General features: G+C 65.3%; 20 protein-coding genes. 5 read left to right on the top strand and 15 right to left on the bottom strand.

Translation table 11 applies throughout. The features are described from left to right. Window positions 1–13: 13 nt before the first annotated feature. From BMI01S_RS23090 to BMI01S_RS23075, 4 genes are all read left to right on the top strand, one after another. Window positions 14–931: a prepilin peptidase gene (locus BMI01S_RS23090; protein WP_036020416.1), complete on the top strand. Its 918-nt coding sequence runs from the start codon at window positions 14–16 to the stop codon at window positions 929–931. A gap of 4 nt (window positions 932–935) precedes the next feature. After that, window positions 936–1,556 (top strand): dephospho-CoA kinase, encoded by a 621-nt coding sequence (gene coaE, locus BMI01S_RS23085; protein ID WP_028214057.1) that lies wholly within the window; start codon window positions 936–938, stop codon window positions 1,554–1,556. Window positions 1,557–1,775: 219 nt separating this feature from the next. After that, entirely contained in the window at window positions 1,776–2,531 is a 756-nt protein-coding gene (gene zapD / locus BMI01S_RS23080) for a cell division protein ZapD (RefSeq protein WP_028214058.1), read from the top strand. 55 nt (window positions 2,532–2,586) lie between these two features. Next, window positions 2,587–2,781: a DNA gyrase inhibitor YacG gene (locus BMI01S_RS23075; protein ID WP_028214059.1), complete on the top strand. Its 195-nt coding sequence runs from the start codon at window positions 2,587–2,589 to the stop codon at window positions 2,779–2,781. 91 nt (window positions 2,782–2,872) lie between these two features. On the opposite strand, the gene mutT is transcribed toward BMI01S_RS23075, so the two are convergent. The 4 genes from mutT to secA form a co-directional block, all read right to left on the bottom strand. Next, on the bottom strand, window positions 2,873–3,313 hold the full coding sequence (gene mutT, locus BMI01S_RS23070) for an 8-oxo-dGTP diphosphatase MutT (RefSeq protein WP_028214060.1): 441 nt from the start codon (window positions 3,311–3,313) through the stop codon (window positions 2,873–2,875). Next, window positions 3,310–4,182, bottom strand: coding sequence for an ATP-binding protein (locus BMI01S_RS23065; protein WP_028231736.1), 873 nt, complete (start codon window positions 4,180–4,182; stop codon window positions 3,310–3,312). The genes mutT and BMI01S_RS23065 overlap by 4 nt, the downstream gene beginning before the upstream one ends. Before the next feature lie 29 nt (window positions 4,183–4,211). Next, entirely contained in the window at window positions 4,212–5,453 is a 1,242-nt protein-coding gene (gene argJ, locus BMI01S_RS23060; protein ID WP_028231737.1) for a bifunctional glutamate N-acetyltransferase/amino-acid acetyltransferase ArgJ, read from the bottom strand. 121 nt (window positions 5,454–5,574) lie between these two features. Further along, a complete protein-coding gene (secA, locus tag BMI01S_RS23055) occupies window positions 5,575–8,379 on the bottom strand; it encodes a preprotein translocase subunit SecA (protein ID WP_028214063.1) in 2,805 nt (934 codons plus the stop codon). A 394-nt stretch (window positions 8,380–8,773) separates the two neighbouring features. Here secA and BMI01S_RS23050 point away from each other — a divergent pair, with 394 nt between their 5' ends. Then, window positions 8,774–9,247 carry a DciA family protein gene (locus BMI01S_RS23050; RefSeq protein WP_028214064.1) on the top strand — a complete coding sequence of 158 codons (474 nt, stop codon included), beginning with the start codon at window positions 8,774–8,776 and terminating at the stop codon, window positions 9,245–9,247. Window positions 9,248–9,336: 89 nt separating this feature from the next. On the opposite strand, the gene lpxC is transcribed toward BMI01S_RS23050, so the two are convergent. The 11 genes from lpxC to mraY form a co-directional block, all read right to left on the bottom strand. Then, window positions 9,337–10,254, bottom strand: coding sequence for a UDP-3-O-acyl-N-acetylglucosamine deacetylase (lpxC, locus tag BMI01S_RS23045; RefSeq protein ID WP_028214065.1), 918 nt, complete (start codon window positions 10,252–10,254; stop codon window positions 9,337–9,339). 256 nt (window positions 10,255–10,510) lie between these two features. Then, on the bottom strand, window positions 10,511–11,020 hold the full coding sequence (locus BMI01S_RS23040) for a peroxiredoxin (RefSeq protein ID WP_028214066.1): 510 nt from the start codon (window positions 11,018–11,020) through the stop codon (window positions 10,511–10,513). Window positions 11,021–11,325: 305 nt separating this feature from the next. Next, window positions 11,326–12,528, bottom strand: coding sequence for a cell division protein FtsZ (ftsZ, locus tag BMI01S_RS23035; RefSeq protein WP_028214067.1), 1,203 nt, complete (start codon window positions 12,526–12,528; stop codon window positions 11,326–11,328). Window positions 12,529–12,668: 140 nt separating this feature from the next. Further along, window positions 12,669–13,901, bottom strand: coding sequence for a cell division protein FtsA (ftsA, locus tag BMI01S_RS23030; RefSeq protein WP_028207794.1), 1,233 nt, complete (start codon window positions 13,899–13,901; stop codon window positions 12,669–12,671). Window positions 13,902–13,928: 27 nt separating this feature from the next. After that, on the bottom strand, window positions 13,929–14,684 hold the full coding sequence (locus BMI01S_RS23025; protein ID WP_028214068.1) for a cell division protein FtsQ/DivIB: 756 nt from the start codon (window positions 14,682–14,684) through the stop codon (window positions 13,929–13,931). Window positions 14,685–14,744: 60 nt separating this feature from the next. Continuing rightward, window positions 14,745–15,698 (bottom strand): D-alanine--D-alanine ligase, encoded by a 954-nt coding sequence (locus BMI01S_RS23020; protein ID WP_028231738.1) that lies wholly within the window; start codon window positions 15,696–15,698, stop codon window positions 14,745–14,747. A gap of 5 nt (window positions 15,699–15,703) precedes the next feature. Continuing rightward, the gene (gene murC, locus BMI01S_RS23015) at window positions 15,704–17,098 is read right to left on the bottom strand and encodes a UDP-N-acetylmuramate--L-alanine ligase (protein ID WP_028214070.1); all 1,395 of its coding nucleotides are present in this window, start codon (window positions 17,096–17,098) and stop codon (window positions 15,704–15,706) included. Beyond that, complete coding sequence (gene murG / locus BMI01S_RS23010; RefSeq protein ID WP_028214071.1) at window positions 17,095–18,198, bottom strand: undecaprenyldiphospho-muramoylpentapeptide beta-N-acetylglucosaminyltransferase; 1,104 nt, start codon at window positions 18,196–18,198, stop codon at window positions 17,095–17,097. The genes murC and murG overlap by 4 nt, the downstream gene beginning before the upstream one ends. After that, window positions 18,195–19,472, bottom strand: a complete 1,278-nt coding sequence (gene ftsW, locus BMI01S_RS23005; protein ID WP_028214072.1) for a putative lipid II flippase FtsW — start codon at window positions 19,470–19,472, stop codon at window positions 18,195–18,197. The genes murG and ftsW overlap by 4 nt, the downstream gene beginning before the upstream one ends. Then, window positions 19,469–20,986, bottom strand: coding sequence for a UDP-N-acetylmuramoyl-L-alanine--D-glutamate ligase (murD, locus tag BMI01S_RS23000; RefSeq protein ID WP_028231739.1), 1,518 nt, complete (start codon window positions 20,984–20,986; stop codon window positions 19,469–19,471). Before murD ends, ftsW begins: the two co-directional genes overlap by 4 nt. 41 nt (window positions 20,987–21,027) lie before the next feature. Continuing rightward, window positions 21,028–22,197, bottom strand: coding sequence for a phospho-N-acetylmuramoyl-pentapeptide-transferase (gene mraY, locus BMI01S_RS22995; RefSeq protein ID WP_028214074.1), 1,170 nt, complete (start codon window positions 22,195–22,197; stop codon window positions 21,028–21,030). Window positions 22,198–22,205: the final 8 nt, after the last annotated feature.

Here is a 22,205-nt window from a genome sequence, read left to right as displayed (position 1 = left end):
CCTGCTCCTTCCCATGCCCGTCCCACTTATTTCCGCGCCCGACACCGCAACGCCCTTCGCCGCCGCTCTCGGCGGCCTGCCCTTTGGCGTGCTCATGAGCTTCGCCATTGCATTCGGACTCGTCATCGGCAGCTTTCTCAACGTCGTCGTGCACCGGCTGCCGATCATGCTCGAGCGCGCCTGGCGCGCCGATGTGGCCGAAGCGACCGGCACCCCGGGCCCGCTTTTCGAAGACGACGGGCTGCCTGCGCGGTATAACCTCTGGCTGCCTCGCAGTGCCTGCCCGCACTGCGGCCACGTGTTGCGTGCCTGGGAAAACATTCCGGTCATCAGCTGGCTCGCGCTGCGCGGGCGCTGCTCGCATTGCCACGCTGGCGTGAGCGTGCGCTACCCGCTAATCGAACTGGCGAGCGCGGCATGCGCAGCCGGCGCGTTGCTCGCCTTCGGGCCCACGGGCAAGGCGCTCGCCGCCTTCATGCTGTGCGCGGGGCTCATCGCGGCGAGCGCCATCGATCTCGAACACCAGATGCTGTACGACGAGATCACGCAACCCCTGTTGTGGGCCGGGCTCCTCGTCAACTTCACCGGCACCTTCGCGGGGCTACGTGAAGCGGTGATCGGCGCAGTCGCCGGTTATCTGGCGCTCTGGTGCGTCTATTGGCTCTTCAAGCTGCTGCGCGGTGTGGAGGGCATGGGCCACGGCGACTTCAAACTGCTCGCTGCGCTCGGCGCATGGCTCGGCTGGAGCGCACTGCCGCAGATCGTCGTGATCGCCGCGGTGGCTGGCGCGCTCGTCGGCATTGCCGCGACGTTGATCGGGCGCATGCGTTTCGAGGAACCGTTGCCTTTCGGCCCGTATCTCGCCGCGGGCGCGATCATCACACTGTTTGTCGGAACACCGCTCTATGGCGTTTTTGCGTGGGGGACATGATCCAATGTTCGCGGTCGGATTGACGGGTGGCATCGGCAGCGGCAAATCCACCGTTGCCGATTGCTTTGCGGCGCGCGGTGTAACGATCGTCGACACCGACCTGATCGCGCATCGCATTACCGCACCGCAGGGCGTAGCGATGGCGCAGATCGCCACAGACTTCGGCGCCGAATTCGTCGCGGCCGACGGCTCCATGGACCGTGCGCGCATGCGCGCACTCGTGTTCGGCGACGAGTCCGCGCGCAAGCGGCTCGAAGCCATCACGCATCCGCTGATCCGTTCGGAAACCGAACGCGAAACGCGCGACGCCAAGGGGCCTTATGTCATTGTGGTCGTGCCCTTGCTCGTCGAATCCGGCACATGGAAGACACGCGTCGATCGCGTGCTCACCGTCGATTGCAGCGTGGAAACGCAGATCGCGCGCGTCATGCGCCGCAATGGCTTCACGCGCGACCAGGTGCTCGCGATCATCGCGCGCCAGGCCACGCGCGAGGCGCGCCTTGCGGCCGCCCACGACGTGGTCGTGAATGACACCGGCACAACGCTCGAAACGCTTGCCCACGATGTCGACGCATTGCATCAGTCGTATCTCAAGCTCGCTGCGCAAAAGCGCGGCAATGCGTAAAGCAGACCGACCAGAAGCGCTCGCGCACTCACGGTTTCCCCCCAGAACTCAGGCTAGGCGCGCGAGTCGACACGCATCCCGATGCGGCGCGACTACCAGCACCCCGGCGAGAATCCGGGACATATCGGCAGAACGCCGTGCCGGCGCGATTGCGACCGTAGTCCCACGGCATTAGAATGTCCTGCAATCCGTCACCTACCACGCCCGAGGCGAGCGCGCTTGATTCTTTACGAGTATCCCTTCAACGAGCGAATCCGGACGCTGCTGCGCCTCGAGGACCTGTTCGAGCGCTTCACGTTTTTCCTGACCCAGGAGGATCCGAGGGAACATCACGTCGCGCTCACGACGCTCTTCGAAATCGCCGAAGTCGCAGGCCGCGCCGACCTCAAGTCGGACCTCATGAAGGAGCTCGAAAGGCAGCGCCAAACGCTAGCGCCCTTCCGCGGCAATCCTGGCATCGAGCAGAATGCGCTCGAAACCGTGCTCGGTGAAATCGAGCAAACACTCGCCGGTCTCACGCAGATGCAAGGCAAGACGGGCCAGCATCTGATGGACAACGAGTGGCTCACGAGCATCCGCAGCCGCGCGATCATTCCCGGCGGCACGTGCAAGTTCGACCTGCCGTCGTATTACGCGTGGCAACAGTTGCATGCCGACCAGCGCCGTCAGGACATTGCCAAGTGGGTCACGCCGCTCCTGCCGCTGCGCGACGCCGCCGCCATCGTGTTGCGCCTCGCGCGCGAGTCGGGCCAGGCATCGAAGGTCATGGCGATGCAGGGCAGCTATCAGCAAATGCTGTCGGGCCGTGCGTATCAGCTCATGCAGGTACGCGTGGCACCGGAATTGCGCGTGATTCCCGAGGCGAGCGCTAACAAGTACATGCTCTGGGTGCGCTTCACCGTGCAGGACGGCGATTTGCGTCCCCGGGCCGTCGATCAGGACGTGCCGTTCCAGCTCACGCTCTGCAGCCTGTGAAGTCCGCCGCATCGTCACTGTCACGTTCGATCAAACGCAACCACAGTTCTATCGCATGACCACTGTCGTCAAATGCCCCAGTTGCGGCAAGGAAGTCCGTTGGGTGCCGGAAAGCCGCTTCCGCCCATTCTGCTCCGAGCGTTGCAAGCAAATGGATCTCGGCGCGTGGGCGGCCGAAAAATACCGAATCGGCGGCGCCGACGACGAGACGCCGCCTGAAGATGCACCGCCCACGGATACGCGTCAATAAGCGGCGAGAAACGCTTGCGACAACCGATAAAAAAGGCCGCTGTGCGACATGCACAGCGGCCTTTTGCATCGTCATGGCCCGTCAGTCAGTATCATTCCGCCGCGAGCCACTCCAGCACAGGAATCGTCGCGGGCAATAGCGGCTCGACGCTCGCCGGCAGCGACTGCCACACGAACGCCTGACCTTCGCGACCATGTGGCTCGCCGGTCCACTCGGTCACCTTGCAGAAGAAGAGGCGCACATAGGCGTGCGGGTAATCGTGTTCGAGCGTGTGCCACAGGTGACACGCCTTCACGTCGATCCCCAGTTCCTCGTGCAGCTCGCGAGCAAGCGCGGCCTCGACAGTCTCGCCCGCCTCCAGTTTTCCACCCGGAAACTCCCAGTAGCCTGCGTACGGCTTGCCTTCGGGCCGCTGCGCAAGCAGGTAGCGGCCATCGGGCTGCACCAGCACACCCACTGCGACTTCCGTCACCGGGCGCGTGTTCACGCCTGTCCCTGCGCCGTCTTTTGCTGCGTTGGCTTCGGCGCTCATGCTTCTTGCGCCTTCTTGCCCGACCAGTCGCGCGCGAACTGCCATGCCACGCGGCCCGAGCGCGAACCACGCTCCAGCGCCCAGACGAGCGCGTCGCCACGCGCCGATTCGACTTCGGCGTCGTCGCAGCCGAAATGGCGCAGCCAGTGGCCGACGATCGTCAGATAGTCGTCCTGCTTGAACGGATAGAAGCTCACCCAAAGGCCGAAGCGCTCGGATAGCGAGATTTTTTCTTCGACGACCTCACCCGGATGAATCTCGCCGTCGGGCATGTGCTTGTACGTCTCGTTGTCGCTCATGTACTCGGGCAGCAGATGGCGGCGGTTCGAGGTCGCGTAGATCAGCACGTTGTCCGACTGCGCCGCGACTGAGCCGTCCAGCGCCACTTTCAGCGCCTTATAGCCCGACTCACCTTCTTCGAACGAGAGGTCGTCGCAGAACACGATGAAGCGCTCGGGGCGCGTCGAGATCAGATCGACGATATCGCCGAGGTCGTGCAGATCGTCCTTGTCGACTTCGATCAGGCGCAGTCCGTCCCGCGCATGCGCGTTCAGGCATGCCTTGATCAGCGACGACTTGCCGGTGCCGCGCGCGCCCGTGAGCAGCACGTTGTTCGCGGGCTTCTTCTGCACGAACTGGCGCGTGTTGCGCTCGATGAGGTCTTTCTGGCGGTCGATGTTCTGCAGGTCGTCGAGCGAGATCGGCGAGATGGCAGGCACCGGCTGCAAAAAGCCGCGCCCCTGGCGCTTGCGCCAGCGGAACGCGACGGCCGCGTTCCAGTCGACGTTGGGCGCCGAGGGCGGAAGCACGGCTTCGAGGCGGCCGAGCAGCGCTTCGGCGCGGGTCAGAAACTTTTCGAGCTTGTCCATGGGGTGAGGGCTTGAATCAGGGACCGAATTTAAGAACGATAGTCGGCGTTGATGCTCACGTAATCGTGCGAGAGGTCACAGGTCCAGATGGTGGCCTGCGCGTCGCCGCGGCCGAGCAGCACGCGAATCAGGATCTCGCTCTTTTTCATGACGCGCTGGCCGTCCTCTTCGCGGTACGCCGGATTGCGGCCGCCCGCCTTGGCGACGAGCACGTCGTCGAGATAGAGGTCGATCTTGTCGACGTCGAGGTCGGTCACGCCTGCATAGCCGATCGCCGCCAGGATACGGCCGAGGTTGGGGTCCGAGGCGTAGAACGCGGTCTTCACGAGCGGCGAATGACCGATGGCATATGCGATCTGACGGCACTCGGCCACGTCCTTGCCGCCTTCCACCTGCACCGTCATGAACTTGGTCGCGCCTTCGCCGTCGCGCACGATGAGTTGCGAGAGCTCCTGGGCAACGGCCGTCGCGGCGTCGCGCAGCGCGGCATACGCGGGCGAGTCCGTCGAGCTGATCGCAGGCAGGGTTGCCTTGCCCGAGGCGATCAGGATGAACGAGTCGTTGGTCGAGGTGTCGCCGTCGATGGTGACGCAGTTGAACGAGCGATCGGCCACGTACTTCACGAGTTCGTCGAGCACCGGCTGCGCGACGTTGGCGTCGAAGGCGAGGAAGCCGAGCATGGTCGCCATGTTCGGCTTGATCATGCCGGCTCCCTTGCTGATGCCCGTGAACGTGATCGTGTGGCCGTCGATCGCGACCTGGCGCGACACCGCCTTCGGCAGCGTGTCGGTCGTCATGATGGCCTGCGCGGCGTCGTACCAGTTCGCGGCCTTGCGGTTCTCAAGCGCGGCGGGCAGACCGGCCTTCAGGCGGTCGATAGGCAGCGGCTCGAGAATCACGCCGGTCGAGAACGGCAGCACCTGCGAGGGCTCGAGGCCCGCGAGGCGCGCCAGTTCATCGCAGGTTTCGCGCGCGTGCGCGAGGCCCGGCTCGCCCGTGCCGGCGTTCGCGTTGCCGGTGTTCACCACCAGCGCGCGGATGCCCTTGCCGCCCGCGCGCACCTTCGCGAGATGTTCGCGGCACACCGTCACGGGCGCGGCACAAAACCGGTTCAGCGTGAATACGCCGGCCACGCTCGCGCCTTCGTCGACGGAAATCACCAGCACGTCCTTGCGGTCAGGCTTGCGGATGTTGGCTTGCGCCCAGCCGAGCGTCACGCCGGCGACCGGATGAAGTTGAGCGGGATCAATCGAGGGGAAATTGACAGCCATGGTGGAGACTCGTCGAAAAGGCGATGCCGGCGAAGGCGCTGAAGGCCTGGCCGGCATCGGGATTCAAAACGCAAGGCCCGTCCATAGGAGCGGGCCGCCGGAATCTACGATCAAGCCTGCGTCACGTGATCTTGCCGTGACACAGCTTGTATTTTTTGCCGCTGCCGCACGGGCACGGATCGTTGCGGCCCACTTTCGGCAGGTCGTTGCCGACCGGCGGCGTATGGCTCATGGCCGCGCCCACCATGGCGGCGGCGGCATCGGCCGCGACCGGTGCGGCAGCCGCGGGAGCCGGTGCGGTGTCGGCTTCGGCAAACTCCGCGTGGCGGAACTCGACGTTCTCGAGATGATGGCCCTGCTCTTCGATCTGCTCGGCCGCCTCTTCGAGCTGCTGCGGCGACTGGATCTGCACGTTCATGACGATACGCGTGACTTCGAGCTTCACGGCTTCGAGCATCGCGGCGAACAGTTCGAACGCCTCGCGCTTGTACTCCTGCTTCGGGTTCTTCTGCGCATAGCCGCGCAGATGGATGCCCTGACGCAGGTGGTCGAGCGCCGCGAGGTGTTCGCGCCAGCTGCGGTCTAGTGTCTGGAGCATGACCGAGCGCTCGAACGCGCTGAACGATTCGCGGCCCACGAGCGCGACCTTCTGCTCGTACGCTTCGTCGGCGGCCGCGATTACGGCTTCGAGAATCTCGTCGGCGTCGATCGACGACGACTCGTTGATCATCTCCTGGATCGCGAGGTCGAGCTGCCATTCGTTGCGCAGCACTTCTTCGAGCTCCGGCACGTCCCACTGCTCTTCGATGCTGCCATGCGGCACGAACTGGCGCACGATGTCGGTGATCACGCCATGACGCATCGCGCCGATCGTTTCGGTGATGTCATGCGCTTCGAGCAATTCGTTGCGCTGCTGGTAGATCACCTTGCGCTGGTCGTTCGACACGTCGTCGTATTCGAGCAGCTGCTTGCGGATGTCGAAGTTGCGCGCTTCGACCTTGCGCTGCGCCGACTCGATCGAACGCGTGACGATGCCCGCCTCGATCGCCTCGCCCTCCGGCATCTTCAGGCGGTCCATGATCGCGCGCACGCGGTCGCCCGCGAAAATGCGCAGGAGCGGGTCTTCGAGCGAGAGATAGAAGCGCGACGAGCCCGGGTCGCCCTGACGGCCCGCACGGCCGCGCAGCTGGTTGTCGATCCGGCGCGACTCGTGACGCTCGGTGCCGATGATGTGCAGGCCGCCCGCGGCCTTCACCCGATCGTGCAGCGTCTGCCACTCGTCGTTCAGTTGCTGGATGCGGCGCGCCTTTTCGTCGGCGGGGATGGCGTCGTCGGCTTCGATGAACGCCGACTGCTTTTCGACGTTGCCGCCCAGCACGATGTCGGTGCCGCGGCCCGCCATGTTGGTCGCGATGGTGACGCGCTGCGGACGGCCCGCTTCGGCGACGATCGCCGCTTCACGCGCGTGCTGCTTTGCGTTGAGCACTTCGTGCGGCAGACCGGCCTTCGTGAGCAGGTTCGAGAGCAGCTCGGAGTTTTCGATCGACGTCGTGCCGACGAGCACCGGCTGACCGCGCTCGTAGCATTCGCGGATGTCGCGGATCACGGCGTCGTAGCGTTCCTTCGCCGTCTTGTAGATCTGGTCCTGCTTGTCGATCCGCTTCGGCGTGCGGTTCGTCGGGATCACGACGGTTTCGAGGCCGTAGATCTCGTTGAATTCGTACGCTTCGGTGTCGGCCGTACCCGTCATGCCCGAGAGCTTCGCGTACATGCGGAAGTAGTTCTGGAACGTGATCGAAGCGAGCGTCTGGTTCTCGCTCTGGATCTTCACGTGCTCCTTCGCTTCCACGGCCTGATGCAGGCCGTCCGACCAGCGGCGGCCGGCCATCAGACGGCCGGTGAACTCGTCGACGATGATGACTTCGCCGTTCTGCACCACGTAGTGCTGGTCCTTGTGGAACAGCGTATGGGCGCGCAGCGCGGCGTACACGTGGTGCATCAGCGTGATGTTCTGCGGCGCGTAGAGGCTTTCGCCCTGGCCGATCAGGCCCCACTCGGCGAGCATGCGCTCGGCCTTCTCGTGGCCCGATTCGGTGAGGAACACCTGGCGCGCCTTTTCGTCGAGCGTGTAGTCGCCCGGCTTTTCGACGCCCGTGCCGTCGGCCTTCTCTTCGCCGATCTGCTGTTCGAGCAGCGGCGGCAGCGCGTTCATGCGCACGTAGAGTTCGGTGTGGTCTTCGGCCTGGCCCGAGATGATGAGCGGCGTACGCGCTTCGTCGATCAGGATCGAGTCCACCTCGTCGACCACGGCGAAGTTCAGCGCACGCTGCACGCGCGCCTCGGTCTCGTAGACCATGTTGTCGCGCAGGTAGTCGAAGCCGAACTCGTTGTTCGTGCCATACGTGATGTCCGCAGCGTAAGCCTGCTGCTTCATCGCGTGGTCCATCTGCGACAGGTTGATGCCGACAGTCAGACCGAGGAAGTTGTAGAGGCGGCCCATCCACTCGGCGTCGCGCTGCGCGAGGTAGTCGTTCACGGTCACGACGTGGACGCCGCGGCCGGACAGCGCATTCAGGTACGCGGCGAGTGTCGCGACGAGCGTCTTGCCTTCGCCGGTGCGCATTTCGGCGATCTTGCCGTAGTGCAGCACCATGCCGCCGATCAGCTGCACGTCGAAGTGGCGCATCTTGAGCACGCGCTTGCTCGCCTCGCGGCAAACGGCGAATGCCTCGGGCAGCAGCTCGTCGAGCGACGTCCCATTGGCCACGCGCTCACGAAACTCGACCGTCTTCGCGCGCAGCTGCTCGTCGGTGTACTGCTCGATCTTCGGTTCGAGCGCGTTGATCGCCACGACCGTCTTCTGATATTGCTTGATCAGGCGCTGATTGCGGCTGCCAAAGATTTTCTGTAAGAAACCGGTGGTCATCGGATCGGTGTCTGCGTCGCGGCTTCGGCCGGGATTCCTGACGGCGGGCTGATCGCGCACCGTACACGCTGCACGCGCGACGGGCACCCTGCACCCGGACCGGAAGGACCTCGGCGGCTTAAGCCCAAAAATGGTGGATTCGAATCGGGCATTTTAGCACGCGCCCCCTCACCCGCCTGTGTCAGCGCGAAGATGGCTGTGGCGCGCGCAATGCCCGCACGGACGGCCTTCCCGCCTTGTGGCGAGGGGCCGTGAAACGAACCTGGCCAAATGGCCGGAACGCGCGTGGCTGGGCGTTGCGCAAGCTACAATGGCGGCATCGGAGCCCCGCGACGCGATTAGCGGTGCCGAGCTCACCTGACGCTGCCTGCGCACTCGTCCATCCTTCTGCCACATGAGCCGTTTCTCGCCGTTTTCAAGGTCCAGGGGACCGTACGCCCCGCAGCCGCTAGCCGAAGTGCTGAGCCGCACGGACGCGTTCGCGCCCTTGCGCGCCGGCGTCGAGCAGATCGCGGCGATTCAGCGCGATCTGAACGCGCTGCTGCCCGACTATCTGGCCGCAAGCGTTGAGCCCGGTTTCATCAAGGACCGCACACTGGCCCTGTTCGCCGCGCACAATGCGCTCGCGGCCCGTCTGCGCCATCTCGAACCGCGGCTCGTGGCCGACCTGCAGGCGCGCGGCTGGCCGCTGGACAGCGTGCGCATCCGCGTGCGACCGCAGGCCGTGAAGGACCCCGCTCCGCCCAAGCAGGCGCGCATGACGCCGGCCGGCGCGGCCGCGCTCCAGGCGCTCAGCGAAACGCTGGAGCCCTCGCCGCTGCAAGCCGCGCTGGCGAGGATGGCGGCCCGCCACACGAAAAGGCGCTGATCCGGCGCACGCGAATCACATCGCGGCGCGCCAAATGACAAGGGGCGGCATCTAGCCGCCCCTTCTCGCTGGCAAGTCCCGAAAGACGCTCAGGCGAATGCCGTCTGCGCCTCGTAGCCGAAGCCGCGCGGCGCCTTTTGCGGATCGTCGAACGTGACGATTTCGTACGCGTCCTCGTGCGCGAGCAGCTCGCGCAGCAGCGCGTTGTTCAGGCCGTGGCCCGACTTGTACGCATCGTAAGCCGCCAGCAGCGGATGACCCACCACGTAGAGGTCGCCGATCGCGTCGAGCATCTTGTGCTTCACGAACTCGTCGTCGTAGCGCAGACCGTCGTTGTTGAGGATGCGGTACTCGTCCAGCACGATCGCGTTATCCATGCTGCCGCCGCGCGCGAGGCCCAGCTCGCGCATCATCTCGACTTCGTGCGCGAAGCCGAACGTGCGGGCGCGCGCGATCTCGCGCACATACGAGGTGTTCGCGAAGTCGACTTCGAGCGCCTGGCCCGTTTTGTCGACGGCCGGATGGCGGAAGTCGATCGTGAACTTGAGCTTGAAGCCGAAAAACGGCTCGAGGCGCGCAAACTTGTCGCCGTCGCGAATCTCGACCGGTTTCTTGACCTTGATGAACTTCTTGGGAGCGTTCTGCTCTTCGATGCCCGCCGACTGGATGAGGAACACGAACGAAGCCGCACTGCCGTCCATGATCGGAATTTCCTCGGCGGTCACGTCGACGTAAAGGTTGTCGATCCCAAGGCCCGCACAGGCGGACATGAGGTGCTCGATCGTCGAGACGCGCGCACCGTCTTTCTGCAGCACCGAGGCGAGGCGCGTGTCGCCGATCGCCATTGCCGATGCGGGGATGTCCACGGGCGTCGGCAAATCCACGCGCGAAAACACGATGCCCGTGTCCGGCGCCGCCGGACGGAGCGTCAGGTCAACCTTGCGGCCCGAATGCAGGCCGATGCCGACTGTCTTCACGATCGACTTGATGGTTCGCTGCTTCAACATGGTCATTCTGCTCATTGAAAATCCCAATCGGGACTTTTTAATTCATAGTGCGGATTATACCCTAGTTGCGGCCAGCCCGTCGTACTCCCGGGCGTGACAAACTGTTTCCCCGGATTACCCCGTCGGGATGAAGGGCGGGCCGATACCCGGAACGGAGGCGTTCCCGGATGATCGGCCCGCTCGGCTCACGTAATCGCCTGTCACATTTGCTTCGCTTTTCACGTTGCGTGCGGGCAACGCGAAGCAGCGAACGCCTTCATGCGCGGGTCAACGTGGCCAGTATGCTCGCGGCATCGCTCACTTCGAACTTGCCGGGTGCTTCGACGTTCAGCGTCTTGACCACGCCGTCGTCGACCACCATCGCATAGCGCTGGGAGCGGATCCCCATGCCACGCGCCGACAAATCCTGCTCCAGTCCGAGTGCACGAGTCAACGCCGCGCTGCCGTCGGCCATCATGCGTACCTTGCCCGAGGTACGCTGATCGCGTCCCCACGCGCCCATCACGAACGCGTCGTTGACGGACACGCACCAGATTTCGTCGACACCGGCCGCGCGCAGCGCGTCGTAGTGCTCGACATAGCCCGGCACGTGCTTCGCGGAGCACGTCGGCGTGAATGCGCCCGGCAATCCGAAGATCACCACGCGCTTGCCCGCCGCTTCCTTGCGCACGTCGAAGCTGTTCGGCCCCAGCGTGCAACCCTCGCGCGCGTCTTCGACGAACTCGAAGAGCGTCGCGTCGGGCAGCGTTTCACCTTGCTTGATCATGACTCGTCCTTCGCAACGATGCGCAAGCGTCGTGCGCTGGCGTGCGGTTGGCCGCCCCACGGATGGGCCGCCCCATGCAATGTCGGGCAACGATGTACCGCAAGATTACACAGGTTCGTTGGGCGACACCGCGCCCCTCCCCCACGCCTTTTGCGTAGCGGGCAACCGTCCCTGCCGCGCATCCTCGCGGATGCGGCCTTGCTGTCCTTGCTCGCCTTCATTGCTACGCCTCGCGCATGACATCCGTCTGCCGGCTGAGCGCAATCCGTGCGCCCGGCCGCAGTCAGACTCGCTCGCGTGACGACTCAGTCCGCCTGCTTGCGCAGGAACGCCGGGATGTCGTACGTGTCGACGCCCTTTTCCTGCAGCGCCTGCACGTGCGAAGCCGCGGTGTCGCGCGACGTGCGCCATACAGCCGGCGTATCGAGCGCGCCGTAGTCGGCCGTGTTGCCGTGGCCGCCATGCTGAGGCGCGTACGCACCCGCCGGAGCCGGAATCGGATGATTGTCCGTGCCCGTGCGCAGCAGTTGCATCGGCGCGGCCTGTTGCTTCTTCGCAGCGCGGCCGAGGCCCGTTGCCACCACCGTCACGCGCAGTGCGTCGCCCATCGCGTCGTCGTACACGGCGCCGAAGATCACCGTGGCGTCTTCCGCAGCATAGCTCTTGATGGTGTTCATGACTTCGCGCGTTTCCGACAGGCGCAGCGAGCGGCTCGACGTGATGTTGACCAGCACGCCGCGCGCGCCCGACAGATCGACGCCTTCGAGCAGCGGGCTCGCCACGGCCTGTTCCGCCGCGAGGCGCGCGCGATCGACGCCGGCAACCGTCGCCGTGCCCATCATCGCCTTGCCCTGCTCGCCCATCACCGTCTTCACGTCTTCGAAGTCGACGTTCACGAGGCCGTCGACGTTGATGATTTCGGCGATGCCTGCAACTGCGTTGTTCAGAACGTCGTCCGCGCACTGGAAGCACTTGTCCATCTCGGCGTCATCGCCCATCACGTCGAACAGCTTGTCGTTCAGGACGACGATCAGCGAGTCGACGTGATCCTCCAGTTGCTGCGAGCCGGCTTCCGCCACGCGCATGCGCTTGCCGCCTTCGAACTCGAACGGCTTGCTCACCACGCCAACGGTGAGAATGCCCATTTCCTTGGCGATCTGCGCGACGACCGGGGCCGCGCCCGTGCCGGTGCCGCCGCCCATGCCGGCGGTGATGAAGACCATGTGCGCGCCGCGCAGTCCGTCGGCGATGCGCTCACGCGCTTCCTCAGCGGCCGCGCGGCCCATTTCCGGCTTCGCGCCCGCGCCCAGGCCCGTGTTGCCGAGCTGAATCACGGTCGATGCGCGCGAGCGCGAGAGCGCCTGTGCGTCCGTGTTCATCACGATGAAATCGACGCCTTGCACGCCGCGGTTGATCATGTGCTGCACGGCATTGCCGCCAGCACCACCAACGCCTACCACCTTGATGATGGTGCCGTTGGTTTCCGTTTCCAGCATCTGGAATTCCATGTTGCCTCCGTCAAGAAAAAGATTCCGCTCCTCGGCCGTTATCCAGCGGAAGATCGGGCAACCCTCCACTGCGCGCCAGCCGCCGTCACCAGCGCGATTTTTTGAAGCTCGTACTTCGCCTTCGGTACTGCGTCGGTCTATCAGAAGCTGCCGAGGAACCAGTCCTTCATGCGGGAGAAGACCTGCCCCATCGACCCCGACTGCACTGCAACCTTGCGCCCGCGCATGCGCTGCGAGCGGCCTTCCACGAGCAGGCCCATCGCCGTCGAGTAGCGCGGATTGCGCACCACGTCGGCAAGACCGCCCGCGTACTCCGGCACGCCAATGCGCACCGGCTTCAGGAAAATGTCCTCGCCCAGCTCCACCATGCCCGGCATCATCGCGGCGCCGCCCGTCAGCACGACGCCCGAGCTGAGCAGTTCTTCGTAGCCCGACTCGCGCACCACCTGCTGAACGAGCGAGAAGAGCTCTTCCACGCGCGGCTCGATCACGGCTGCGAGCGCCTGACGCGACAGCGTGCGCGGACCGCGCTCGCCAAGCCCCGGCACTTCGATCATCTCGTCCGGATCGGCGAGCGCCTGCTTCGCGATGCCGTAGCTCACCTTGATGTCTTCCGCGTCGGGCGTCGGCGTGCGCAGCGCCATGGCGATGTCGCTCGTCACCTGGTCGCCCGCGATCGGAATCACCGCGGTATGTCGAATCGCGCCTTCGCTGAAGATCGCGATGTCGGTGGTGCCGCCGCCGACGTCGACGAGCACCACGCCCAGTTCCTTCTCGTCCTCGGTCAGCACCGCCAGCGACGACGCGAGCGGCTGCAGGATGAGGTCGTTCACTTCGAGCCCGCAGCGGCGCACGCACTTCACGATGTTCTGCGCCGCGCTCACCGCACCCGTCACGATGTGCACCTTCACTTCGAGGCGAATGCCGCTCATGCCGATCGGCTCGCGCACATCCTCCTGGCCGTCGATGATGAATTCCTGCGTGAGGATGTGCAGCACCTGCTGATCGGTCGGGATGTTGATCGCCTTCGCCGTTTCGATCACGCGAGCGACGTCCGCCTGCGTGACTTCCTTCTCCTTGATGGCAACCATGCCGCTCGAGTTGAAGCTGCGAATGTGGCTGCCCGCAATGCCGGTGAATACGTTAGTGATCTTGCAGTCGGCCATGAGTTCCGCTTCTTCGAGCGCTCGCTGGATAGACTGCACCGTGGCCTCGATGTTCACCACCACGCCCTTCTTGAGACCTTTCGATTCGCTCTGGCCGAGGCCGATCACTTCGTAGTGGCCTTCGCCCTTTAGTTCGGCGACGACGGCCACCACCTTCGACGTCCCGATGTCGAGGCTGACCAGCAGATCCTTATAGTCTTTACTCATATCGTGCTCGTTGCGTGTGATGTCCTGTTACTTCTTGCCCGGAGCGGGCGTGTCACTGATGAAGCGCATCCCCGCTGCGCGTATCGCAAACCCGTTCGGATAACGCAGGTCCGCGTATTCGATCTCGTTGCCCCAACGTTGCGTGACCGCCGACCATGCCGCGATGAGGCGATGCGAGCGCTCGTTGAGCGTTTCGGCGTTGCGCTCGCGGCCGAGTTCCACCTGCATGCCGTTCGAGAGCTTCACCGTCCACGCGTAGCGAGGCGAGAGCGTCACTTCGTCGGGCGTGAGTCCGAGCGGCGCAAACCACTTCGCGATGTCGCGATAGCGCGCGACCACTTCGGGCGCCGTGCCCTCGGGGCCGTCGAACGCGGGCAGTTCTCCGTCCAGCTCGCCCTGGTTCGCCGTGAAGAGCTCGCCGTCCGTGCTCACGAGTTGATCGCTGCCCCACGTGCCCAACGGTTTGTACTCTTCGAGCGTGACAGCCAGCGCATTGGGCCACACCCGGCGCACGCTCGCGTGGCGCACCCACGGCATCTGCTCGAACGCGGCGCGCGCCGCATCGAGATCGACCGTGAAGAAGTTGCCCCTCAGCCGGCCGACCACACTCGCACGCACGGTGGGCGAATTGATGTGCTCGGTGTCGCCGTCGATGCGGATCTCGCGAAGCGCGAAGTTGGGGCGCTGCACGAGCCAGTAGCAGCCGGCCGCCAGCAGCGCGAGCGCGAGCAGCGCGTTCAACGCGTTCGCGGCAAGGTTGAGCTGGCGTACGTTATTCCACATGTCGAGATTGTCGGTTCAATGCAGGTTCGGCAATTCGTCGGTCAGAGATTCATCAGGGCTTCAATCTTTCAGCGTGAGGGCCAGCACGCGCACCACGAGGTCGCGATATTCGATGCCCACCGCACGCGCGGCCTTCGGCGGCAACGAGTGGTCGGTCATGCCTGGCGCCGTGTTCACTTCGAGGAAATACGCGTTGCCTGTGCCATCCATCATGAAATCGGCGCGGCCCCAGTCGGTGCAGCCGAGCACGTCGAACGCGCGGCGCGCGAGCTTCTTGAGTTCCGCTTCCTTCTCGGGCGCCACGCCGCAGGGAATCAGATACTGCGTCGTGTCGAGGATGTACTTCGCGTCGTAGTCGTAGAACTCGCCCGCCGGCACGATCTTGATGATCGGCAGGTCGAGGTCGCCCGCGATACACGCGGTGTACTCGCCGCCGCCTTCGATGCTCTTCTCCACCAGCACGATCTTGTCGAACTTCGCGGCTTCTTCGAGCGCCGGCACGAGTTGGCTTTCCGCCTTCACCTTGATCACGGCGACGCTGGAGCCTTCGCTCGCGGGCTTCACGAAGAGCGGCAGGCCCAGCTTCGCCAGGATCTGCGGCGCGCGCGCCGCGTAGTCGTCGCCACGCAGGACGGCTTCGAACGGCGGCGTCGGAATGCCGAGTTGCTGCCACACGAGCTTGCTGCGGAACTTGTCGAGCCCCAGCGCCGAGCCCAGCACGCCGGTGCCCGTATAGCGGATGCCGTAGAAGTCGAGCGCGCCCTGGATCTGGCCGTTCTCGCCGTAGCCGCCGTGCAGCGCGTTGAATGCGCGCACGAAGCCCTCGTCCTTCAACGCCGAAAGCGGTCGCTCGGAGGGATCGAACGGATGCGCGTCGATGCCTGCGCTCTGCAGCGCCAGAAGCACCAGCGCGCCCGATTTGAGCGACACCTCGCGCTCGGCGGACACGCCGCCGAACAACACCGCCACCTTGCCGAACTGCTTCGGATCGAATTTGGGATCGATACTGCTCATGTCACTCACGCCTTCTGTTCCTGGGCTGCGATCCGACCCGGCACGCCGCCGATCGAACCCGCGCCCATCGTAATCACCACATCGCCGTCGCGCACCACTGCCGCGAGCGCCTCCGGCACTTCATCCACGGTCTCGACGAACACCGGCTCGACCTTGCCCGCCACGCGAATCGCACGGGCGAGCGCGCGGCCGTCCGCGGCGACGATCGGCGCTTCGCCGGCCGCATAGACATCGGTCAGCACGAGCGCATCGACGGTCGAAAGTACGCGCACGAAGTCTTCGAAACAATCACGCGTGCGCGTGTAGCGGTGCGGCTGGAACGCGAGCACGAGACGCCGCTCGGGAAACGCACCGCGCGCGGCCGCAATCGTCGCCGCCATCTCCACCGGGTGGTGGCCGTAGTCGTCGATCAACGTGTAGGTGCCGCCGCCGTTGACCGGGACTTCGCCGTAGCGCTGGAAGCGCCGCCCCACGCCGTTGAATTCCGCGAGCGCGCGCTGGATGTCGGCGTCTTTCACTTCGAGTTCGGTTGCGATGGCGATCGCCGCCAGCGCGTTCTGCACGTTGTGCGTGCCCGGCAGATTCAGCACGACGTCGAGCGATGGCGCGTCCTCGCGCATCACCGTGAAGTACATCTTGCCGTCGCGCGCGATCACGTTCACGGCGCGCACCTGCGCGTCGGACGCGAAGCCGTAGCGGATGATCGGCTTCGAGACGAACGGCAGAATCTCCTTCACGTTCGGGTCGTCCACGCACAGCACCGCGATGCCATAGAACGGCAGACGGTGCGTGAATTCGATGAACGCCTGCTTCAGGCGCGCGAAGTCGTGCCCGTAGGTGTCCATATGATCGGCGTCGATGTTCGTAATGACTTCGATCACCGGGAAGAGGTTCAGGAACGAAGCGTCCGACTCGTCGGCTTCCGCCACGATGAAGTCGCCCGTGCCGAGGCGCGCGTTCGCGCCCGCGCTGATGAGACGGCCGCCGATCACGAAGGTCGGGTCGAGCCCGCCCGCGGCCAGCACGCTCGCCACGAGCGACGTCGTGGTGGTCTTGCCGTGTGTGCCCGCAATCGCGATGCCCTGCTTCAGGCGCATCAGCTCCGCGAGCATCACGGCGCGCGGCACGATCGGAATGCGGCGATGGCGCGCCGCGAGCACTTCGGGGTTGTCGCTGCGCACCGCGGTTGAGACGACCACGGCGTTCGCGCCTTCGATGTTCTCTTCGGCGTGGCCGATCGCGATGCGCGCGCCGAGCGCGGCGAGTCGATCGGTGACGCCGTTCTTCGCGAGGTCCGAGCCGCTCACCTGGTAGCCGAGGTTGACGAGCACTTCGGCGATGCCGCTCATGCCCGCGCCGCCGATGCCGACGAAATGGATATGTTTGACGATGTGTTTCATTGCTTTCCTCCCGCACTTACGCCCGCCACGGCCGCACAGATGCGCGCGACCTGATCGGCGGCGTCGGGTTTCGCGAGCGCGCGGGCGCGCCCAGCCATTTCCGCCAGCGATGTTCTGGTCTGATGCCGCAACCAGTCGGCGAGACCTTCCGCCGTCAGGTCGCGTTGCTGCACCACGAGTGCTGCGTCCTTGTCGGCAAGGAACGCGGCGTTGGTGGTCTGGTGGTCGTCCACGGCGTACGGGAACGGCACGAAGCATGCCGCCACGCCCACGGCCGCGATCTCGGCCACCGTCATTGCGCCCGAACGGCAGACCACGAGATCCGCGTTGCGGTAGGCGCTCGCCATGTCGTCGATGAACGGTACGAGCTGCACCGTGTCACCGGGTTCGAGTCCGGCGTCGATATAGTTTTGACGCAAGGCGTCGATGTGCTTCGCGCCCGCCTGATGCACGATCTGCGGACGCTCTTGCGGCGCGAGCAGCGACAGCGCGCGCGGCACGACTTCGTTGAGCGCCGTCGCGCCGAGGCTACCGCCTACGACGAGCACGCGCAGCGGACCGCTGCGCGCGGCGTAGCGCGCCTGCGGCTCGTCGACGTGTTCGAGCGCCTCGCGGATCGGGTTGCCGGTCCACTCGGCGTTCGGCAGCGCGCCGGGGAACGCTACGAGTACGCGCTTCGCGAGCTTGGCAAGCACCTTGTTCGCGAGTCCCGCGATCGAGTTCTGCTCATGCAGCACGAGCGGACGGCCCGACAGCGCACTCATCACGCCCGCCGGGAACGTGATGTAGCCGCCCATGCCGAGCACCACATCGGGCTTCACGCGACGCAGCGCCGCGAGACTCTGCGTACACGCGCGCAGCAGATTGAGCGGCAGCATCAGCTTGGTCTTGATGCCCTTGCCGCGCACGCCGCCAAAGCGCACGTATTCCATCGCGATACCGTGTTTGGGCACGAGCGTCGCTTCCATGCCTGCGGGATTGCCGAGCCATACCACGCGCCAGCCCCACTGCTCCATGCGATGCGCGACGGCGAGCCCCGGGAACACGTGCCCCCCTGTGCCGCCGGCCATCACCATGAGCGTGCGCGTTGCAGCCGTCATACCTTCCCTCCGCGCATCAGGACCCGGTTCTCGTAATCGACGCGCAACAACAGCGCAACCGCGACGCAGTTGAGCAAAATGCCCGAGCCGCCGTAGCTGACGAGCGGCAGCGTAAGCCCCTTGGTCGGCAGGAGACCCAGGTTCACGCCCATGTTGATGAAGGCCTGCGCGCCGAACCACACACCGAGCCCCTTGGCGACGAGACCCGCGAACGTGCGGTCGAGCGCGAGCGCCTGGCGGCCGATTTCGAACGCGCGCCGCACGATCCAGTAGAAGAGCAGGATCACGACCATCACGCCCACAAAACCGAGTTCCTCGCCGATCACGGCGAGAATGAAGTCGGTGTGCGCTTCCGGCAGATAGTTGAGCTTCTCGACACTGCCGCCGAGCCCCACGCCGAACCACTCGCCGCGTCCGAAGGCGATCAACGAGTGCGTGAGCTGATAGGCCTTGCCCTGGGCATAGCGGTCGTCCCACGGATCGAGGTATGCGAAGATCCGCTCGCGACGCCACGGCGACGCCCATACGAGCAGCGTGAAGGTGCCCACGGCCGTGGCCACGAGGCCGCCGAACAGCTTGCCGTTCACGCCGCCGAGAAACAGCACGCCCATCGCGGTCGCGGCGATCACCATGAACGCGCCCATGTCGGGCTCGAGCAGCAGCAGCGCGCCGACGACGCCCACGGCGAACGCCATCGGCAAAAAGCCCTTCGCGAAGCTGTGCATGTATTCCTGCTTGCGCACCGTGTAGTTCGCCGCATAGACCGTCACGGCGAGCTTCATGATTTCCGACGGCTGCATGTTCGTGATACCGAGCGGAATCCAGCGCCGCGCGCCATTCACGCCCTTGCCGATGTGCGGAATGAGCACGACCACGAGCATCGCGAGCGCGATGAGGAAGAGCTTCGGCGCGTAGCGGTCCCACGTGGAAACGGGAATGCGAAACGCGATCAGCGCCGCGATCGTGGCGATCACGAGCGAGACGATGTGGCGCACGAGAAACGCCCAGTCGCGGTAAGAGGCGTACTTCGGCGAATCGGGCATGGCGATCGACGCCGAGTAGACCATCACCACGCCAAGGCCGAGCAGCGCGATCACGGCCCACAGCAGCGAGTGGTCGTAGTCGAGCATGCGCGAGCGGCCGGGGCGCACGCCGTTGACGACGCTCGACAGGCCACCCGAGCGCGCACCGCCGCCCGACGAACCGCTCGCCTTGGCGTCTGCCTGAGCGCCTGGGCGCGAGAGGCGCGTCCCGAATCGTTCGGACCAGCTCATATCATCGTCCCCCGCTCTGCGGCGATTTCTTCCACGGTGTCGTGGAATACCGCCGCACGATGGGCGTAGCCCTTGAACATGTCGAAGCTCGCGCAGGCCGGCGAAAGCAGCACCACGTCGCCCGGTTGCGCGAGTGCCGTGGCGGCGCGCGTGGCTTCCTCGAGCGTCGCGTGGTCGCTCATCGCGATGCCCGTGGCTTCGAGCGCCGCGCGGATCTTCGGCGCGTCGCGTCCGATCAGCATCACGGCGCGGCACCAGCGCGCCACGGGCTCAGCCAGTGGATCGAAGTCCTGGCCCTTGCCGTCGCCGCCCGCGATCAGCACGGCGCGCTGCGCGAGGCCGTCGAGCGCGGCAACCGTTGCGCCCACGTTCGTGCCCTTGCTGTCGTCCACATAGTCCACACCGTCGATCGACGCGATCAGCTCCACGCGATGCGGCTCGCCGCGATACTCGCGCAAGCCGTGCAGCAGCGGCGCGGGCGGCAGATCGATCGCGCGCGTGAGCGCGAACGCCGCGAGCGCGTTCGCTGCGTTGTGCAGGCCGCGAATGCGCAGCGCGTCGGCGGGCATGAGGCGCTTCATGCCGAGATGCACGGGCGCGGCTTCCTGTTGTTTGCGTCGGCGCGGCGAGACAGGCTCGTCGTTCGCGTCGAGATCGTGTGCCTGGACGAGCCATTGCATGCCGTTCTCGCGCGAGAGACCCAGGTCGCCTTCGTTTTGCGGCTCGTTCAGGCCGAAGGTCACGATCTTCGCGCCGGTGCTTCCCTTCACGCTTGCGAGCGACATGACCCGTGCGTCGTCGCGGTTGAGCACGCGCGTCGTGCGCGGCCCGAAGATACGGCCCTTCGCGGCCGCATAGGCATCAAGGCCGCCGTGCCAGTCGAGATGGTCCTGCGTGATGTTGAGGACCGCCGCAGCATCGGGCTCGAACGTATGCGCCGTCTCCAGCTGGAAGCTCGACAGCTCGAGCACCCACACGTCCGGCAGCGCGGTGTTGTCGATCGCTTCGGCGAGCTTGTCGAGCATGGCCGGGCTGATGTTGCCCGCCACCGCCACGCGCTTGCCCGCGCGCTCGCAGAGCATGCCCGTGAGGCTCGTGGTGGTCGTCTTGCCGTTCGTGCCCGTGATGGCGAGCACCTTCGGCGCATAGCCGCTCTCGCCGAGATGACGCAGCGCCTGCGCGAAGAGCTCGAGCTCGCCCCACACTTCGATGCCGCGCTCGCGCGCCGCCGCGATCAGCGGCACGAGATCTTCGGCGAGCGGCGAAAGGCCTGGGCTGATGGCGACGAGTTCGACGCCCTCGAGCAGCGCGGGCGTGAACGGACCGCCCACGAAGTCGGCATCGATGCCGCGCACCGCGAGTTCGGGGAGATTGGGCGGCGCTTCGCGCGTGTCGGCAATGCGCAGGCGGCAACCATGCCGCGCGCACCAGCGCGCCATCGCGAGACCCGATTCCCCGAGTCCCAGCACGAGCACCATCGGCTTTTGCCGATCCCGAAACTTCTCGCCGAACATCGCTTGCTTTCCTTCCTTGTCTGGTGACTTGGTGTAGTGGCTCAACGCAGCTTGAGCGTGGACAGACCGATCAGACACAGCATCAGCGTGATGACCCAGAAACGCACGACGACCTGCGTTTCTTTCCAGCCGGTCAATTCGAAATGGTGATGCAGGGGCGCCATCTTGAAAATGCGGCGCCCTTCTCCGTAACGCTTTTTCGTGTACTTGAACCAGGTGACCTGCAGCATCACGGAGAGCGTCTCCGCAACGAAGATGCCGCCCATGATGAAGAGCACGATTTCCTGACGCACGATCACCGCGATGGTGCCGAGCGCGCCGCCGAGCGCGAGCGCGCCCACGTCGCCCATGAACACCTGCGCGGGATACGTGTTGAACCAGAGGAACGCGAGCCCTGCCCCGCCCATTGCCGAGCAGAAGATGAGCAGTTCGCCCGCGCCCGGAATGTGCGGAAAGAGCAGATATTTCGAGTAGACCGAGCTGCCCATCACGTACGCGAACACGCCGAGCGACGCGCCGACCAGCACGACCGGCATGATGACGAGGCCGTCGAGACCGTCGGTGAGGTTCACGGCGTTGCTCGCGCCGACGATCACGAAGTACGTGAGCGCGATGAAGCCCCAAACGCCGAGCGGATAGCTGATCGACTTGAGGAACGGCAGCAAGAGGTCGGCGCGCGCGGGCAGACCCATGGAAAGACCGCTCCTCACCCACGCCATGAAGAGATCGAACACGCGCACATTGCTCGCCTCGGAAACGCTGAACGCGAGATACACGGCCGCGAAGAGGCCGATCACCGACTGCCAGAAGTACTTCTCGCGCGAAGACATGCCGCGCGGATCCTTGTAGACGACCTTGCGATAGTCGTCGACCCAGCCGATCGCGCCAAAGCCGAACGTAACGAGCATCACGATCCAGATGAAGCGGTTCGTGAGGTCGCCCCACAGCAGCGTGGAAACCGCGATGCCAAGCAGAATGAGCACGCCGCCCATGGTGGGCGTGCCGGACTTCACGAGGTGAGTCTGCGGGCCGTCCGTCCGCACGGCCTGGCCGACCTTCATCGCGGTGAGCTTGCGGATCACCCACGGGCCGAGAAAGAGCCCGATCGCCATCGCGGTGATGGTGGCCATCACCGCACGGAACGTCAGATAACTGAACACGCGCAAGAAGCTTGCGTCATTCTGCAGCCATTGCGCCAGCGCCAGTAGCATGCCTTGTA

Source organism: Paraburkholderia mimosarum LMG 23256 = NBRC 106338 (assembly GCF_000739815.1).
Taxonomy (GTDB): Bacteria; Pseudomonadota; Gammaproteobacteria; order Burkholderiales; family Burkholderiaceae; genus Paraburkholderia; species Paraburkholderia mimosarum.
This window is presented reverse-complemented; position numbering and strand designations above follow the sequence as displayed.

Coding starts and splice junctions, on each gene's coding strand:
- ftsZ (WP_028214067.1), bottom strand. CDS start 12,528: ATGGAATTCCAGATGCTGGAAACGGAAACCAACGGCACCATCATCAAG.
- mutT (WP_028214060.1), bottom strand. CDS start 3,313: ATGAGCGCCGAAGCCAACGCAGCAAAAGACGGCGCAGGGACAGGCGTG.
- ftsW (WP_028214072.1), bottom strand. CDS start 19,472: ATGAGCTGGTCCGAACGATTCGGGACGCGCCTCTCGCGCCCAGGCGCT.
- BMI01S_RS23090 (WP_036020416.1), top strand. CDS start 14: ATGCCCGTCCCACTTATTTCCGCGCCCGACACCGCAACGCCCTTCGCC.
- BMI01S_RS23050 (WP_028214064.1), top strand. CDS start 8,774: ATGAGCCGTTTCTCGCCGTTTTCAAGGTCCAGGGGACCGTACGCCCCG.
- murD (WP_028231739.1), bottom strand. CDS start 20,986: ATGTTCGGCGAGAAGTTTCGGGATCGGCAAAAGCCGATGGTGCTCGTG.
- BMI01S_RS23025 (WP_028214068.1), bottom strand. CDS start 14,684: ATGTGGAATAACGTACGCCAGCTCAACCTTGCCGCGAACGCGTTGAAC.
- murC (WP_028214070.1), bottom strand. CDS start 17,098: ATGAAACACATCGTCAAACATATCCATTTCGTCGGCATCGGCGGCGCG.
- coaE (WP_028214057.1), top strand. CDS start 936: ATGTTCGCGGTCGGATTGACGGGTGGCATCGGCAGCGGCAAATCCACC.
- murG (WP_028214071.1), bottom strand. CDS start 18,198: ATGACGGCTGCAACGCGCACGCTCATGGTGATGGCCGGCGGCACAGGG.
- lpxC (WP_028214065.1), bottom strand. CDS start 10,254: ATGTTGAAGCAGCGAACCATCAAGTCGATCGTGAAGACAGTCGGCATC.
- BMI01S_RS23075 (WP_028214059.1), top strand. CDS start 2,587: ATGACCACTGTCGTCAAATGCCCCAGTTGCGGCAAGGAAGTCCGTTGG.
- BMI01S_RS23065 (WP_028231736.1), bottom strand. CDS start 4,182: ATGGACAAGCTCGAAAAGTTTCTGACCCGCGCCGAAGCGCTGCTCGGC.
- BMI01S_RS23020 (WP_028231738.1), bottom strand. CDS start 15,698: ATGAGCAGTATCGATCCCAAATTCGATCCGAAGCAGTTCGGCAAGGTG.
- argJ (WP_028231737.1), bottom strand. CDS start 5,453: ATGGCTGTCAATTTCCCCTCGATTGATCCCGCTCAACTTCATCCGGTC.
- BMI01S_RS23040 (WP_028214066.1), bottom strand. CDS start 11,020: ATGATCAAGCAAGGTGAAACGCTGCCCGACGCGACGCTCTTCGAGTTC.
- ftsA (WP_028207794.1), bottom strand. CDS start 13,901: ATGAGTAAAGACTATAAGGATCTGCTGGTCAGCCTCGACATCGGGACG.
- mraY (WP_028214074.1), bottom strand. CDS start 22,197: ATGCTACTGGCGCTGGCGCAATGGCTGCAGAATGACGCAAGCTTCTTG.
- secA (WP_028214063.1), bottom strand. CDS start 8,379: ATGACCACCGGTTTCTTACAGAAAATCTTTGGCAGCCGCAATCAGCGC.